General features: G+C 71.5%; 11 protein-coding genes. 10 read left to right on the top strand and 1 reads right to left on the bottom strand.

The features are described 5' to 3' along the window. The first annotated feature begins 56 nt into the window (after positions 1-56). Positions 57-1,256: a polyamine ABC transporter substrate-binding protein gene (locus ABT015_RS25440; RefSeq protein ID WP_350882869.1), complete on the top strand. Its 1,200-nt coding sequence runs from the start codon at positions 57-59 to the stop codon at positions 1,254-1,256. Positions 1,257-1,274: 18 nt separating this feature from the next. Here the strand turns inward: ABT015_RS25440 and ABT015_RS25435 are convergent, their stop codons facing one another. Continuing rightward, positions 1,275-2,930, bottom strand: a complete 1,656-nt coding sequence (locus tag ABT015_RS25435; protein ID WP_350882867.1) for a PucR family transcriptional regulator — start codon at positions 2,928-2,930, stop codon at positions 1,275-1,277. Between the two features lie 356 nt (positions 2,931-3,286). Between ABT015_RS25435 and ABT015_RS25430 the strand changes: the two genes are divergently transcribed. The 9 genes from ABT015_RS25430 to ABT015_RS25390 all read left to right on the top strand — a co-directional run bounded on the left by ABT015_RS25430 (position 3,287) and on the right by ABT015_RS25390 (position 13,815). Further along, positions 3,287-4,798, top strand: a complete 1,512-nt coding sequence (locus ABT015_RS25430) for a gamma-aminobutyraldehyde dehydrogenase (RefSeq protein WP_350882865.1) — start codon at positions 3,287-3,289, stop codon at positions 4,796-4,798. A gap of 67 nt (positions 4,799-4,865) precedes the next feature. Then, entirely contained in the window at positions 4,866-6,116 is a 1,251-nt protein-coding gene (locus tag ABT015_RS25425; protein ID WP_350882863.1) for a polyamine ABC transporter substrate-binding protein, read from the top strand. A 46-nt stretch (positions 6,117-6,162) separates the two neighbouring features. Continuing rightward, positions 6,163-7,305, top strand: a complete 1,143-nt coding sequence (locus ABT015_RS25420) for an ABC transporter ATP-binding protein (protein WP_350882861.1) — start codon at positions 6,163-6,165, stop codon at positions 7,303-7,305. Further along, positions 7,302-8,231, top strand: a complete 930-nt coding sequence (locus tag ABT015_RS25415) for an ABC transporter permease (protein ID WP_350882859.1) — start codon at positions 7,302-7,304, stop codon at positions 8,229-8,231. The genes ABT015_RS25420 and ABT015_RS25415 overlap by 4 nt, the downstream gene beginning before the upstream one ends. Next, positions 8,231-9,034, top strand: coding sequence for an ABC transporter permease (locus ABT015_RS25410; protein WP_350882857.1), 804 nt, complete (start codon positions 8,231-8,233; stop codon positions 9,032-9,034). Before ABT015_RS25415 ends, ABT015_RS25410 begins: the two co-directional genes overlap by 1 nt. Positions 9,035-9,097: 63 nt before the next feature. Continuing rightward, the gene (locus ABT015_RS25405; protein ID WP_350882855.1) at positions 9,098-10,492 is read left to right on the top strand and encodes an NAD(P)/FAD-dependent oxidoreductase; all 1,395 of its coding nucleotides are present in this window, start codon (positions 9,098-9,100) and stop codon (positions 10,490-10,492) included. A gap of 209 nt (positions 10,493-10,701) precedes the next feature. After that, positions 10,702-11,133: a bifunctional DNA primase/polymerase gene (locus tag ABT015_RS25400; protein ID WP_350882853.1), complete on the top strand. Its 432-nt coding sequence runs from the start codon at positions 10,702-10,704 to the stop codon at positions 11,131-11,133. Positions 11,134-11,204: 71 nt separating this feature from the next. Next, positions 11,205-12,017, top strand: a complete 813-nt coding sequence (locus ABT015_RS25395) for a hypothetical protein (RefSeq protein WP_350882851.1) — start codon at positions 11,205-11,207, stop codon at positions 12,015-12,017. A 274-nt stretch (positions 12,018-12,291) separates the two neighbouring features. After that, the gene (locus tag ABT015_RS25390; protein WP_350882849.1) at positions 12,292-13,815 is read left to right on the top strand and encodes a CoA-acylating methylmalonate-semialdehyde dehydrogenase; all 1,524 of its coding nucleotides are present in this window, start codon (positions 12,292-12,294) and stop codon (positions 13,813-13,815) included. Positions 13,816-14,130 lie beyond the last annotated feature (315 nt).

The raw sequence follows: 14,130 nt of genomic DNA, 5'->3' as shown, positions 1-14,130 counted from the left end.
ACGGCCCCGGGTGTCGCGCACGCCCGGGGCCGTCCCACGCTCCGGAGGCCTCCCCCATGCCCAGCAGCACCACCCCGACCCGCCCCCACAACTCCCGTACGATCCGCCGGCGTTCGGTGCTCGGCGGGGCCGCGCTGCTCGGCGCCGGCACGCTGACCGGCTGCGGCATCCCGTCCGCGTACGTCGCCGAGGACCGCCGCTCGGTCCAGGACCGCTCGGACCGCGAGCAGCGGCTCGCCTTCTCCAACTGGACCCAGTACATCGACACCGACGACCAGGGGCACCGGCCGACCCTGGACGCCTTCACCGAGCGGACCGGCATCGCGGTCACCTACACCGAGGACATCAACGACAACGACGAGTTCTTCGGCAAGATCAGCCCGGTGCTCACCCAGGGCGCGGACCCCGGCCGGGACCTCATGGTGGTCAGCGACTGGATGGCCGGCCGGTACGTCTCGCTCGGCTGGGTGCAGGCCATGGACCGGGCCAACATGCCCAACGTCACCGCCAACCTGGACCCGCAGCTCGCCGACCCGGCCTTCGACCCCGGGCGTCGGCGCAGCGTGCCCTGGCAGTCCGGGATCACCGGCATCGCGTACAACCGCAAGGCGCTCGGCCGGGAGCTGAAGTCGACCGCGGACCTCTGGGCACCGGACCTCAAGGGCCGGGTCACCCTGTTCGCCGGGCTGGACGAGGCGCTCGGGCTGCTGATGCTCGCCCAGGGCGCCGACGTCTCCCGGTTCGGCGAGGACGACGCGCACCGGGCGATGGACACCGTGCAGAAGATGGTCGACACCGGCCACATCCGGCGCTTCACCGGCAACGACTACACCAGCGACCTCGCCTCCGGCGCCGCCGTCGCCTGCCAGGCCTACTCCGGCGACGCCGTCCAACTGACCGCCCAGAACCCGGACATCGAGTTCGTGGTGCCGCAGGAGGGCGGCGAGCTGTGGGCGGAGAGCCTGATGGTCCCCAACCGGGCCCGGCACAAGCGCAACGCCGAGCTGCTGATCGACCACTACTACCAGCCCGAGGTGGCCGCCGAACTCGCCGCGTTCGTCCAGTACATCTGCCCGGTGCCGGCCGCCCGCGAGGTGCTGGCGGCCAGCGGCGACAAGGAGAAGGCCGAACTGGCGGAGAACCCGCTGCTCTTCCCGACCGACGAGATGCGCGCCCGGCTGCACACCATGCGCGACGTCACCTCGGCGGAGCGGCCCGAACTGCACAAGGTCTGGGGGCGCATCACCGGCGTGTAGGCCACCGGCGTGCAGCGATCAGCGGCGGACGGCGTCCAGCGCGAGCAGCGCCACGTGCAGGGAGAGGCAGGACTCCACCTGGTCGAGGTCGACGCCGAGGATCCGCTCGACCTTGTGCAGGCGGTCGTAGAAGGACGGCCGGGACAGGTGCGCGGCGTCGGCCGCCGCCGACTTGTTCCGGCCCTGCTCCAGGTAGATCCGCAGCATCTGCACCAACTGGCCGTTGTGCTCGGCGTCGTGGGCCAGTAGGGGGCCCAGCTCCCGCTCCACGTAGGTCTGCAGCCGGGCGTCGTCGCGCAGCAGGTGGAGCAGGCCGCGCAGCCGGACATCCGGCAGCCGGTAGTACGAGGCGGCCCGGCCGCCGGGCGCGTCGTGCAGGGCCGCGTCGGCGACCTGGGTGGCCTCCAGCAGGGTGCGCCGGGCGTCCCGGACGGAGCCGACCGAGGAGCCGACCGCGACCACCGGGGCCGGTGCGGCGGCGGCGTCGTCCCGGCCGGCCTCGGCCGACATCCGGCGCAGCGTGGCCGAGAAGGCGTCCAGGGCGGCGTGCTCGTCCTGCTGGGTGCCGAGCGTGATCAGCACACCGACGCCCTCGTCGTCCAGCGCGCCGACCAGGGCGGAGAGCCGGCAGGCCCGGACGGCTCCGGCGGCGAGCTCGGTGAAGTCGCGCAGCCGGGCCTGCGCCTCCAGGGCGGCCGGGATCGGGCCGCGCCGCTGCCGCAGCACCACCCCGACCAGCCGGCGGCCCTCCAGCGGGACGCCGAGCGCCTGGGCGCGCAGGGCCACTTCGGAGACGGTCAGCGCGTGGGTGAGGATGCCGGACAGCAGGGTGCGGTGGGTCTGCCGTTCCAGGCTCTCCCGGTCGCGCACCACCAGCCGGTTGAGCGCCAGCGCGGAGGCGCCGCGCTCCAGCAGCATGGTGTGCGGGTGGGCCTCGTCCTCGGGCAGCGGGCCCGGATCCTGCACCAGCACCAGCCGGCCCCAGTCCTGGCCGCGGGCGCCGACCGTGGTCACCAGCCAGCCGCTGCGCGGGTCGTGCCCGGTACGGCCGGGCGGGCGGACCCCGCGGGAGCGGCGCTCCCAGTCCTCCAGCAGTTCGACCTCCGGGCGGCCGGCGGTGTCGTGGGCGAGTACCTGGTGCGCGAGGTTCTCCAGGACGACCGGCGCGCCCGCCATCCGGGCCACCTGGCGGATCACCTCGGGCGGCTCGGCGCCCTCCACCACCAGCTCGTTGAACACCTGGTGGACGGCCTCGGAGACGCGCAGCTGCTCCAGCTGGGCGTTGACCACCAGCGCGTGCACGGCCTCGGTGACGGCGACGAAGCGCAGCTCTCGGCGGAGCGTGATCAGCGGCAGGCCGCGTTGTTCGGCGGCGTGCACCAGGGCGCGGGGCAGCGAGTCGAAGTAGCGCCGGCCGTACTCGACGACCAGTCCGGCGACCCCCACCTCGTCCAGTTCGCGGACGTAGCGGGCCAGGCCCTCGCGGTCGTCGGGCAGCGCGATGCCGGTGGTGAGCACCAGTTCGCCGCCCTGGAGCATTCCGGCGACGTCGGGCAGTTCGCTCACGTGGACCCAGCGGACGGGTCGCTCCAGGTGGTCGGCGCCGGCGACGACCTGGGGCAGGCCGCGCCGCATCACCTCCAGGTCGAGCACGCGGGCGACGGTGGGGAGCATCGCGGGCCTCCAGGGCCTTGGGGGACCAGAGTGTCAGGTAAATCATCCATCGCGGCGACGACCTGTCGCCCTCGGTGAACCCTTGCACCTTGTAAGGCCCTACCTGCCGAGGTTGTCGCAGTGACCCTTGTCACGCCGGGGCGGCAGCGGGCATGGTCAGCGGGTCGGCTGTGGCGAAAAACAGACCTCACGCCGGAATCCATCGCGTTGCCGGAATGCAACAGCGGAATCCCTTGTCCGGAGTCCGCCGGACTGCCAGGATCGCGCAACCCCGGTGATCGACCGGTCGGATTCCCCCACCGCACAACCGTGAGAATCGCCGTGGCAGTCGACCCACCGGCACTTGGAGGAACCAGATGGACCTGACCGACTTCGGCGCGGGCGCGCAGTACATCGCGGGCCGTCAGACCCGGGGGAGCGGCGAGCCCTTCCAGGTCGTCAACCCCGCGGACGGCAGCGTGGTCGAGCAGGTCGCCCTGGCCACCACCGGCGAGGTCGACGCGGCCGTGGCCGCCGCGAAGGCGGCTCTGCCCGGCTGGTCCCGCGCCACCCCCGGTGCCCGCTCCGAGGCGCTGACCGCGCTGGCCGCCGTGCTGGCCTCGGCGAGCGCCGACCTCGCCCGGGTGGAGACCGCGCAGACCGGCAAGCCGGTCAAGCTGGCCACCGAGTTCGACGTCCCCGGCACCATCGACAACGTGGCGTTCTTCGCGGGCGCCGCCCGCAACCTGGAGGGCAAGGCGGCCGGCGAGTACTCCGGCGACCACACCTCCTACGTGCGCCGCGAGGCGATCGGCGTGGTCGGTTCGATCTCGCCGTGGAACTACCCGCTGCAGATGGCCGCCTGGAAGATCCTGCCGGCGATCGCGGCGGGCAACACCATCGTGCTCAAGCCGTCCGAGCTGACCCCGCTCACCTCGCTGATGTTCGCCCGGGCCTGCACCGAGGCGGGCATCCCGGACGGCGTGGTCAACGTGGTCACCGGCGCCGGCCGCACCACCGGCGAGCACCTGGTCGCGCACCCGGACGTCGCCATGGTGTCCTTCACCGGCTCCACCCCGGTCGGCCGCAGGGTCGCCGAACTCGCCACCGGGAGCGTCAAGCGCACCCACCTGGAGCTCGGCGGCAAGGCCCCGTTCGTGGTCTTCGACGACGCCGACCTCGACGCCGCGGTGCACGGCGCGGTCGCCGCCTCGCTGATCAACGGCGGCCAGGACTGCACCGCCGCCACCCGCGCGTACGTCCAGCGCCCGCTGTACGACGCGTTCGTGGCCGGCGTGGCCGAGCTGTACGCCGCGATCAGGATCGGCGACCCGCTCGACCCGCACACCGACCTCGGCCCGCTGGTCTCGTACACCCACCGGGACCGGGTGGCCGGCTTCGTCGAACGCGCCCGCTCGTACGCCACCGTGGTCACCGGCGGCCGCGCGCCGGAGAAGGGCCACGACGGCACCGACCTCACCCGCGGCGCGTACTACGCGCCCACCCTGATCACCGGCGCCGCCCAGGACAGCGAGGTGGTCCAGGGCGAGATCTTCGGCCCGGTGCTGGTCGTGCTGCCCTTCGACACCGACGACGAGGGCCTGCGGCTGGCCAACGACACCCCCTACGGCCTGGCCGCCTCCGCCTGGACGGGCAACGTGCACCGCTCGCTGCGCGCCACCCGGGAGATCGCGGCCGGGTGCGTCTGGGTCAACGACCACATCCCGATCATCAGCGAGATGCCGCACGGCGGCTACAAGGCGTCCGGCTACGGCAAGGACATGTCCCAGTACTCGCTGGACGAGTACACCCAGGTCAAGCACGTCATGTTCGACACCACCGCGGTGGCCCGCAAGGACTGGCACCGCACCGTCTTCGGAGACAGATAACCCCTGCCCAGGGGCGCCGCCCCCAGGGCGCCCCGATTCGACCTCTTACCCCCAGGAGGCCCGTTCCATGGCGTTCAACGAGTTCACCGACGGTCTGCCCGAACCGGTCCGCAAGGCCTGGGAACGCAGCCTGACCAGCGGCCGGGCCGCGATCGGCCGCCGCACCCTGCTGCGGGCCGCCGCGCTGACCGCCGGTGCGGGCACGCTGGCCGCCTGCGGGATCCCGGCGGCCAGGACCGCCGGCGGCGACTCGACCGCCAACGCCGCCAAGGACCTCTCGGACACCGAGAAGGTGGTCAACTTCTCCAACTGGCCGCTGTACATCGACACCGACGAGAAGGACAAGCAGAAGCACGGCACCCTGGACGCCTTCACCGCGGCCACCGGCGTCAAGGTCAGGTACAACGAGGACGTCAACGACAACGTCGAGTTCTTCGGCAAGGTCAAGCCGCAGCTCGCGGCCGGCCAGGACACCGGCCGCGACCTGATGGTCCTCACCGACTGGATGGCCGCCCGGCTGATCCGGCTCGGCTGGGCGCAGAAGCTCAACCCGGCGAACGTCACCACCGCGATCACCACCATCGACTCCCGCTTCCGCGCCCCCGACTGGGACCCGGGCCGGCTGTACTCCTACCCGTGGGCCGGCATCCAGGTCGTCATCGCCTACAACAAGAAGGCGACCAAGGGGAAGGAGGTCACCAGCGTCTCCCAACTGCTGGACGACCCCGACCTCAAGGGCCGGGTCACCTTCCTCTCCGAGATGCGCGACAGCATCGGGATCACCCTGCTGGACCTGGGCAAGGACCCGGCGAAGTTCACCGCCGACGACTACGACGCCGCCGTCGCCCGGCTGCAGAAGGGCGTCGACAGCAAGCAGATCCGCCGCTTCACCGGCAACGACTACGGCCAGGAGCTGTCCTCCGGCGACATCGCGGCCTGCGTCGCCTGGGGCGGCGACCTGATCCAACTGCGCGCCGACAACCCGGACATCGAGTTCGTCATCCCGGAGAAGGGCTACGTCTCCTCGACGGACAACATGCTGGTCCCGGCCCGGGCGCAGCACAAGGCGAACGCGGAAAAGCTGATCGACTTCTACTATCAGCCGAAGATCGCGGCGCAGCTGGTCGCGGGCATCGGCTTCGTCTCCGCCGTGACCGGGATGAAGGACGAACTCGCCACCCTCGCCCCGGACAGCGCGGCCAACCCGCTGGTCGTACCCACCCCCGAGATGGCGGCCAAGTCGCACGTGTTCCGCACCCTCACCGAGACCGAGGAGAGCGACTTCGAGCAGAAGTTCTCCAAGCTCATCGGCGCCTGACCCCCACGCGCGGCCCACTCCCGGCAGAGAACCCAGGAAGACACCCATGACAGACCAGCAGCGCGACGCGGCCGCCGGCGGCGACGTCCGCCTCACCGGCATCGGCAAGACCTACGGCGCCTTCACCGCCGTCCACCCGCTCGACCTCACCGTCCCGCAGGGCTCCTTCTTCGCCCTGCTCGGCGCCTCCGGCTGCGGCAAGACCACCACCCTGCGCATGATCGCGGGCCTGGAGGAGCCCACCAGCGGCACCGTCCTGATCGGCGGCCAGGACGTCACCGCCCTGCCCCCGTACAAGCGGCCGGTGAACACCGTCTTCCAGAGCTACGCGCTCTTCCCGCACCTCGACATCTTCGAGAACGTCGCCTTCGGCCTGCGCCGCCGCGGCCGCAAGGACGTCAAGAAGCAGGTCGAGGACATGCTGGAGCTGGTCGAACTCGGCCAGTACGCCCGGCGCAAGCCGCACCAGCTCTCCGGCGGCCAGCAGCAGCGCGTCGCCGTCGCCCGCGCCCTGATCAACCACCCCCAGGTGCTGCTCCTCGACGAGCCGCTCGGCGCGCTCGACCTCAAGCTGCGCCGCCAGATGCAGCTGGAGCTCAAGCGGATCCAGACCGAGGTCGGCATCACCTTCGTGCACGTCACCCACGACCAGGAGGAGGCCATGACGATGGCCGACACCATCGCGGTGATGAACGGCGGCCGGGTCGAGCAGCTCGGCGCCCCCGCCGAGCTGTACGAGAACCCCGCCACCACCTTCGTGGCCAACTTCCTCGGCCAGTCCAACCTGCTGCCCGCCGAGGTCACCGGCGCCGACGGCGGCGACCTGCTGCTCAGCGCGGCCGGCGTGCGCCTCGCCGTGCCCAAGGCGCGCTGCGCCACCGAGGCCAGGCAGGTCCACCTGGGCGTGCGCCCGGAGAAGATCACCATCGCGCACGCCTCCGCCGAGGTCGCCGACGGCCGCAACCGGCTGGCCGGCACCGTCCTCGACTCCAGCTTCATCGGCGTCTCCACCCAGTACGTGGTGCGCACCGACGGCGGCCAGGAGGTCACCGTCTTCGAGCAGAACATGGAGCGCGACGCCCGGATCGTCCCCGGCGCGCCCGTCCTGCTGCACTGGAACCCGGCGCACTCCTTCGCCCTGGACGCCGCACAGGCGATCGACGCGGGCACCGCGGAGGAGGCCGCATGACCACCACCACCCCGGCCGCCCCGTCACAGGTCATACCGCTCGCGGAACCGGCGCGGAAGCCGAAGCGCAAGCTCACCGCGTACTGGCTGCTGCTGCCCGGCATCGCCTGGCTCGTCGTCTTCTTCGCCGTCCCGATGGTCTACCAGGCGTCCACCTCGCTGCAGACCGGCTCGCTCGAAGCGGGCTTCAAGGTCACCTGGCACCTCGCGACGTACTGGGACGCCCTGGTCGAGTACAAGTGGCACTTCGTCCGCTCGTTCTCCTACGCGGGCATCGCCACCGTGCTCTGCCTGGCGGTCGGCTACCCGCTCGCGTACACGATCGCCTTCAAGGCCAGCAAGCGCTGGCGCAACGTCATCCTGATCCTGGTCATCGCGCCGTTCTTCACCAGCTTCCTGATCCGCACGCTGGCCTGGAAGACCATCCTGTCCGACGGCGGGCCGGTGGTCGGGGTGCTCAACACCCTGCACGTCCTGGACGTCACCAACGCGCTCGGCCTCACCTCCGGCGACCGGGTGCTCGCCACGCCGCTCGCCGTGGTCTGCGGCCTCACCTACAACTTCCTGCCGTTCATGATCCTGCCGCTGTACACCTCGCTGGAGCGGATCGACCCCCGCCTGCACGAGGCGGCCGGCGACCTGTACGCCCGGCCGTTCACCACCTTCCGCAAGGTCACCTTCCCGATCTCGCTGCCCGGCGTGGTCGCCGGCACCCTGCTCACCTTCATCCCGGCCTCCGGCGACTACATCAACGCCCAGCTGCTGGGCTCGCCGAGCGAGCAGATGGTCGGCAACGGCATCCAGAAGCAGTTCCTGAACGTGCTCGACTACCCCACGGCTGCCGCACTGAGCTTCATCCTGATGGCCCTGATCCTGGGCATGGTGACGGTCTACATGCGCAAGGCCGGGACGGAGGAACTGGTCTGATGTCCCGGATTACCAAGTGGATACGCGCCCACCTGGTGGTGCTGGCCGGCCTGCTGGCCCTCGCCTACCTGGTGCTGCCCAACCTGGTCGTGCTCGCCTTCTCGTTCAACAAGCCGGTCGGCAAGTTCAACTACGAGTGGAACGAGTTCTCCACCGACGCCTGGACCAACCCCTGCGGCGTGGCCGACATGTGCCAGTCGCTCTCGCTCAGCCTGCAGATCGCGGTGCTCGCCACCATCGGCGCCACCGTGCTCGGCACCATGGTCGCCTTCGCGCTGGCCCGCTACCGCTTCCGCGGCCGCTCGGCCACCACCGCGATGATCTTCCTGCCGATGGCCATGCCCGAGGTGGTCATGGCCGCCTCGCTCGGGACGCTGTTCCTCAACATGCGCATCCCGTTCGGCTTCACCACCATCCTCATCGCGCACATCATGTTCTGCCTCAGCTTCGTGGTGACGGCCGTCAAGGCCCGCGTGATGAGCATGGACCCGAGGCTCGAACAGGCCGCCCAGGACCTCTACGCGACCCCCGTCCAGACCTTCCTGCGAGTCACCCTGCCGCTGGCCGCCCCCGGCATCGCGGCGGGAGCGCTGCTCAGCTTCGCGCTCTCCTTCGACGACTTCATCATCACCCAGTTCAACTCGGGCCCGACCACGGTCACCTTCCCGATGTTCGTCTGGGGCGCGTCGCAGCGCGGCATCCCGGTGCAGGTGAACGTCATCGGCACCGCGATGTTCATCGCCGCCGTCGCGCTGACCGTCGGCGGCCAGTGGCTGGGCAACCGCCGGAAGGCCACCGCCTGACGTACGGTCGGGAGTGGTGGCCGAACAAACCATCGCCTAAGTACAGAAAGTGGCTGATAATGCATGGACTCCGCCCGCGCACTCAGTGACGCCAGGCCCACTCCCTTCTGGCTGGAGGACCCGGGCCGGCCGGCGGCACTGCCCGCCCTGGTCGGCGACACCACCTGCGACCTGCTGGTCGTCGGCGGCGGCTACTCCGGCCTGTGGACCGCCCTCATCGCCAAGGAGCGCGACCCCTCGCTGGACGTCGTGCTGGTCGAGGGCAACGAGGTCGGGTGGGCCGCGTCCGGGCGCAACGGCGGATTCTGCGCGGCCAGCCTCACCCACGGCTTCGGCAACGGCCTGCAACGCTGGCCCGCCGAACTCGCCCAGCTGGAACGCCTCGGTGCCGCCAACCTGGACGGCATCGAGGCCACCCTCAAGCGCTACGGCATCGACGCCGAGTGGGAGCGCACCGGCGAGATCGACGTCGCCACCCAGCCGCACCAGGTCGAGGAACTCCACGAGATCGCCGAGGCCGTCGCCCGGTACGGCTTCGACATCACCGTCCTGGACGCCGACGAACTGCGCGCCGAGGTCGACTCGCCGACCTTCCTCGGCGGCCTCTGGGACAAGGAGGGCGTGGCGATGGTCCACCCCGCCAAGCTCGCCTGGGGCCTGCGGGACGCCTGCCTCGGCCAGGGCGTGCGGATCTTCGAGCACACCCGGGCCACCGACCTGCGGGAGTACGGCAGCGGCATGGCCGTCCGCACCCCGTACGGACGGGTCTTCGCCCGGCGCGTCGCACTCGGTACCAACGTGTTCCCGTCGCTGGTCAAGAGGGTCCGGCCGTACGTCGTACCGGTGTACGACTACGCGCTGATGACCGAGCCGCTCAGCGACGAGCAGCTCGCCGCGATCGGCTGGCGCGGCCGGCAGGGACTCGGCGACAGCGCCAACAAGTTCCACTACTTCCGGCTCTCCGCCGACAACCGGATCCTGTGGGGCGGCTACGACGCCGTCTACCACTACGGCGGCCACGTCCGGCACGAGTACGACCAGCGGCCGGAGACCTTCCGCACGCTGGCGAACCACTTCTTCCGCTGCTTCCCGCAGCTGGAGGGCCTGCGGTTCACCCACGCCTGGGGCGGCGCCATCGACACCTGCAGCCGGTTCTCGGCGTTCTTCGACACCGCCTACCGGGGCAAGGTCGCGTACGCGGCCGGGTACACCGGGCTCGGCGTCGGCGCGACGCGCTTCGGCGCCGAGGTGATGCTCGACCTGCTGTCCGGCGAGCGCACCGAGCGCACCTCGCTGGACATGGTGCGCAGCAAGCCGATGCCGTTCCCGCCCGAGCCGGTGCGCTGGGCCGGGATCGAGATCACCACCCGCTCGCTGGAGCGCGCGGACCGCAACGGCGGCCACCGCAACCTCTGGCTGCGCACGCTCGACCGCATGGGGCTCGGCTTCGACAGCTGACCTCGCTGGCCGTGCTGGCCGTGCTCGCCGTATTAGCCGTGCTCGCCGTGCCTTCCGTGTCATCCGCGTTATCCGCGTTATCCGTGTAAGAGAGACCCGCCGTCCGCCTCTCCTTGGTGACGGCGGGTCTCGGTTTCCCCGCCGCGTCCTGACCAGGACGACCTGACCGGAACCAGCGGCAAGAAGCGGGGACAGACATGGGGACAGGCATGGAGAGCACCGGACTGCACTGGCTCGCCCAGGTGACACCGGACCCGGAGGCCTTCCGGGAGCAATGGGAGCGCACCGGGCTGGGGCTGATGCTGCTGCCGGCCGGCCGCCGCTGGGACGTCCTCTCCGTCCCCGGACGGCTCGGGCGCCCGGCCCTGGAGATCCTGGACACCGGCTCCTGCGGCCCCGTCCTCACCGACTTCGGGGACGAGCACGTCAGCTTCCTGGTCCCCGTCGGCACCGCCGCCCGCTGGATCGGCACGGGCGTGCGCGGCGCGGGGGAGGGCACCTGGATCATCGTCCCGCACCCCGGGCGCCGCAGCCGCGGGGTGCGCTGGCTGGTCCCGCCCGACGGCTCCGGACGGCTCAACGACCCGGTGCTGCTGGAACTCGCCCTGCACGAGGCCGCGGCCGGGCTCAGCGGCTGGTGATCCCCCGGGGCCGGGCTCCGGCCCCGGCCGGCGGTGGCGCGCGGGGCGGGCGGTCGCGTCAGACTGGAAACGTGACCACCGCCCCGGACGCCGTCGACGCGCCCCTTCGACCGGGCCCGGCCCAGCTGCGCCTCGCCGCACTGGCGGCCCCCGTCTGCGACCGGTACGGGCTCGCCCTGGCCGGTGGGCACGCGCTGCGCGCCCACGGCGTCGCGGCCTGCCCGCAGGACGGACTCACCCTGGTGACCGGCGGGGCCGACCTGCCGGAGGTGGCCGCCGCGCTGGGCGAGGCCTACCGCGCGGCCGGCGGCGGGGTCGCCGAACGCCCGGGCACGCCGCGACTGGAGCAGCTCACCGTCCGGCTCGCGCTCGGTGGGCGGTCGCACTCGGTGGAGCTGCGGAAGGAGCCGCTGGCCCACCGGCCGGCGCGCTTCGACCTCGCCGCGCCCCCGTCCGGCGAGCCGGCGGCGGCGCTGTCGGCGGTCCTGCCGGTGGCGCTGCCAGTTGTCCTGCCGGTGGTCCTGCCGGTCGTCGCCCTGGAGGACGCCGCCGCGCTCACCACCGCGCTGCTGGTGGACCGCGGCATGCCGCGGGACCTGGTCGACGTGCACGCCCTCACCGACTGCTACCGGGAGGGTGAACTCCTCGCGCTGGCAGGCGAATTGGACGCAGACTTCCAGCCCGCGGCGCTCGCCGACCGGCTGGAGACGCTGGCTGAGGCGGCGGACGGCCGGTTCCGGGCCAGGGGTGTCGCGGCACGCGCGGTCGGCGAGCTGAAGCGGTGGGCGCTCGCCTGGGCCCAGGACCTGCGGCTGGACCTGCTGGAGACCCAGGAGGCGGCCGACGGTCTGCACGACCCGTACCTGGAGGACGAGGAGTCCTGAACGCGGGGTGGCGGCGCTTCGTCCTCCTGCGCCCGTCCTTGCCGGTCCGGCTTCACACGTTCGTGCTCTTTCACGCGTTCGGCCGAGCAACCGGACGACCTGTAAGGCTGAATCCGCGATCCCCGTCAGCCTGTTCGTTGAGGCCTGGCGCGGTGGCCACCAGACTGGAGACGAACGCGGTAGCCCCGTGAATCCCGTCGCCCGGCCCACTCGCGGGCGGCGCCAGACAGGACCGGCGGCAGGACGCCGCCCGGGACTTCGGAGGCAGACGGACTTGAGCAAGCACATCACTCACTGGATCGGCGGCGAGCCCGTCGCCACCGCCGGCGCGGCGCCCCGCCGCGGTGACATCTTCGACCCGGCCACCGGCCAGGTCGCCGGCCAGGTCGACTTCGCCGGGATCGCCGAGGTCGACCAGGCCGTGGCCGCCGCCGCCTCGGCCTTCGCCGAGTGGCGCACCGCCTCGGTCGCCAAGCGCACCACCGTGCTGTTCGCCTTCCGCGAGCTGCTGAACGCCCGCCGCGACGAGCTGGCCGCGATCATCGTGTCCGAGCACGGCAAGGTCCACTCCGATGCGCTCGGCGAGATCGCCCGCGGCCTGGAGGTCGTCGAGTACGCCTGCGGTATCCCGCAGCTCGTCAAGGGCGGCTTCACGGAGCAGGCGTCCACCGGCGTCGACGTCTACTCGATCCGCCAGCCGCTCGGCCCGGTCGCGATCATCTCGCCGTTCAACTTCCCGGCCATGGTGCCGATGTGGTTCTTCCCGCTCGCCATCGCGGCCGGCAACACCGTCGTCCTGAAGCCCTCGGAGAAGGACCCGTCCGCCGCCAACTTCCTCGCCGGACTGTGGAAGGAGGCCGGCCTGCCGGACGGCGTCTTCAACGTGGTCCACGGCGACAAGGCCGCCGTGGACCGCCTGCTGGAGCACCCGGACGTCAAGTCCGTCAGCTTCGTCGGCTCCACCCCGATCGCCCGCTACGTCTACGAGACCGGTACGCGCTACGGCAAGCGCGTGCAGGCCCTGGGCGGCGCCAAGAACCACATGCTGGTCCTGCCCGACGCCGACCTCGACCTGGCCGCCGACGCCGCCGTCAACGCGGGCTTCGGCGCGGCCGGCGAGCGCTGCATGGCCGTGTCCGTCCTGGTGGCGGTCGACCCGATCGGCGACGAGCTGGTCGACAAGATCAAGCAGCGGATCGCCACCCTGAAGGTCGGCCCCGGCTGCAACGGCGACTCGGAGATGGGCCCGCTGGTCACCGGACAGCACCGCGACAAGGTCACCTCCTACGTCGAGTCCGGGGTCGCCGACGGCGCCGAGCTCGCCGTGGACGGCCGCAAGCACCCGGTCACCGCCGAGGACGAGAACGGTGCCCCGACCTCGGACGGCTTCTGGCTCGGCCCCACCCTGTTCGACCACGTGAAGCCGGGCATGTCCGTCTACAACGACGAGATCTTCGGCCCGATCCTCTCGGTCGTGCGCGTCGCCTCCTACGACGAGGGCCTGGCGCTGATCAACGCCAACCCCTACGGCAACGGCACCGCCCTCTTCACCAACGACGGCGGCGCGGCCCGGCGCTTCCAGTTCGAGGTGGAGGTCGGCATGGTCGGCATCAACGTGCCGATCCCGGTCCCGGTCGCCTACTACTCCTTCGGCGGCTGGAAGGCCTCCCTGTTCGGCGACGCCCACGCGTACGGTCCGGACGGTGTGCAGTTCTTCACCCGCGGCAAGGCCGTGACCCAGCGCTGGCTGGACCCCTCGCACGGCGGCATCAACCTCGGCTTCCCCACCAACAGCTGATCCTCCGCTCCGCGGTCGTGCCGGCCGGACCCCTCTCCCCGGGGTCCGGCCGGCCCTTTGTGTCTCGTTTGCATCCGGCCGCGATCACGCGTAGAGTTCTTCGAGCTGCCTGGCTGGGAGCACCGGACACGCATCTCCGCGCGGACGGTCCCGGGGTAGCCAATCCTTTTGAAACACCATTTCCTGGTTCGGGCCGGGTCGCGCCTTGTCGCGGCTTGGCTCTTATTCGGCGTGTTCGTTTTATTGGATTGCGGCCGATTCGCTTTTCGGAGTGGGGATCGGCTAGAGTTTGAAACGTCGGACGGGGCGTCAAGC

Origin of the sequence: Kitasatospora sp. NPDC094016 (assembly GCF_040304045.1) — a bacterium.
Taxonomy (GTDB): Bacteria; Actinomycetota; Actinomycetes; order Streptomycetales; family Streptomycetaceae; genus Kitasatospora.
The sequence above is the reverse complement of the archived record's forward strand: the minus strand, read 5'-3'. Positions and strand labels throughout refer to the sequence as shown.

Coding starts and splice junctions, on each gene's coding strand:
- ABT015_RS25440 (WP_350882869.1), top strand. CDS start 57: ATGCCCAGCAGCACCACCCCGACCCGCCCCCACAACTCCCGTACGATC.
- ABT015_RS25435 (WP_350882867.1), bottom strand. CDS start 2,930: ATGCTCCCCACCGTCGCCCGCGTGCTCGACCTGGAGGTGATGCGGCGC.
- ABT015_RS25430 (WP_350882865.1), top strand. CDS start 3,287: ATGGACCTGACCGACTTCGGCGCGGGCGCGCAGTACATCGCGGGCCGT.
- ABT015_RS25425 (WP_350882863.1), top strand. CDS start 4,866: ATGGCGTTCAACGAGTTCACCGACGGTCTGCCCGAACCGGTCCGCAAG.
- ABT015_RS25420 (WP_350882861.1), top strand. CDS start 6,163: ATGACAGACCAGCAGCGCGACGCGGCCGCCGGCGGCGACGTCCGCCTC.
- ABT015_RS25415 (WP_350882859.1), top strand. CDS start 7,302: ATGACCACCACCACCCCGGCCGCCCCGTCACAGGTCATACCGCTCGCG.
- ABT015_RS25410 (WP_350882857.1), top strand. CDS start 8,231: ATGTCCCGGATTACCAAGTGGATACGCGCCCACCTGGTGGTGCTGGCC.
- ABT015_RS25405 (WP_350882855.1), top strand. CDS start 9,098: ATGGACTCCGCCCGCGCACTCAGTGACGCCAGGCCCACTCCCTTCTGG.
- ABT015_RS25400 (WP_350882853.1), top strand. CDS start 10,702: ATGGAGAGCACCGGACTGCACTGGCTCGCCCAGGTGACACCGGACCCG.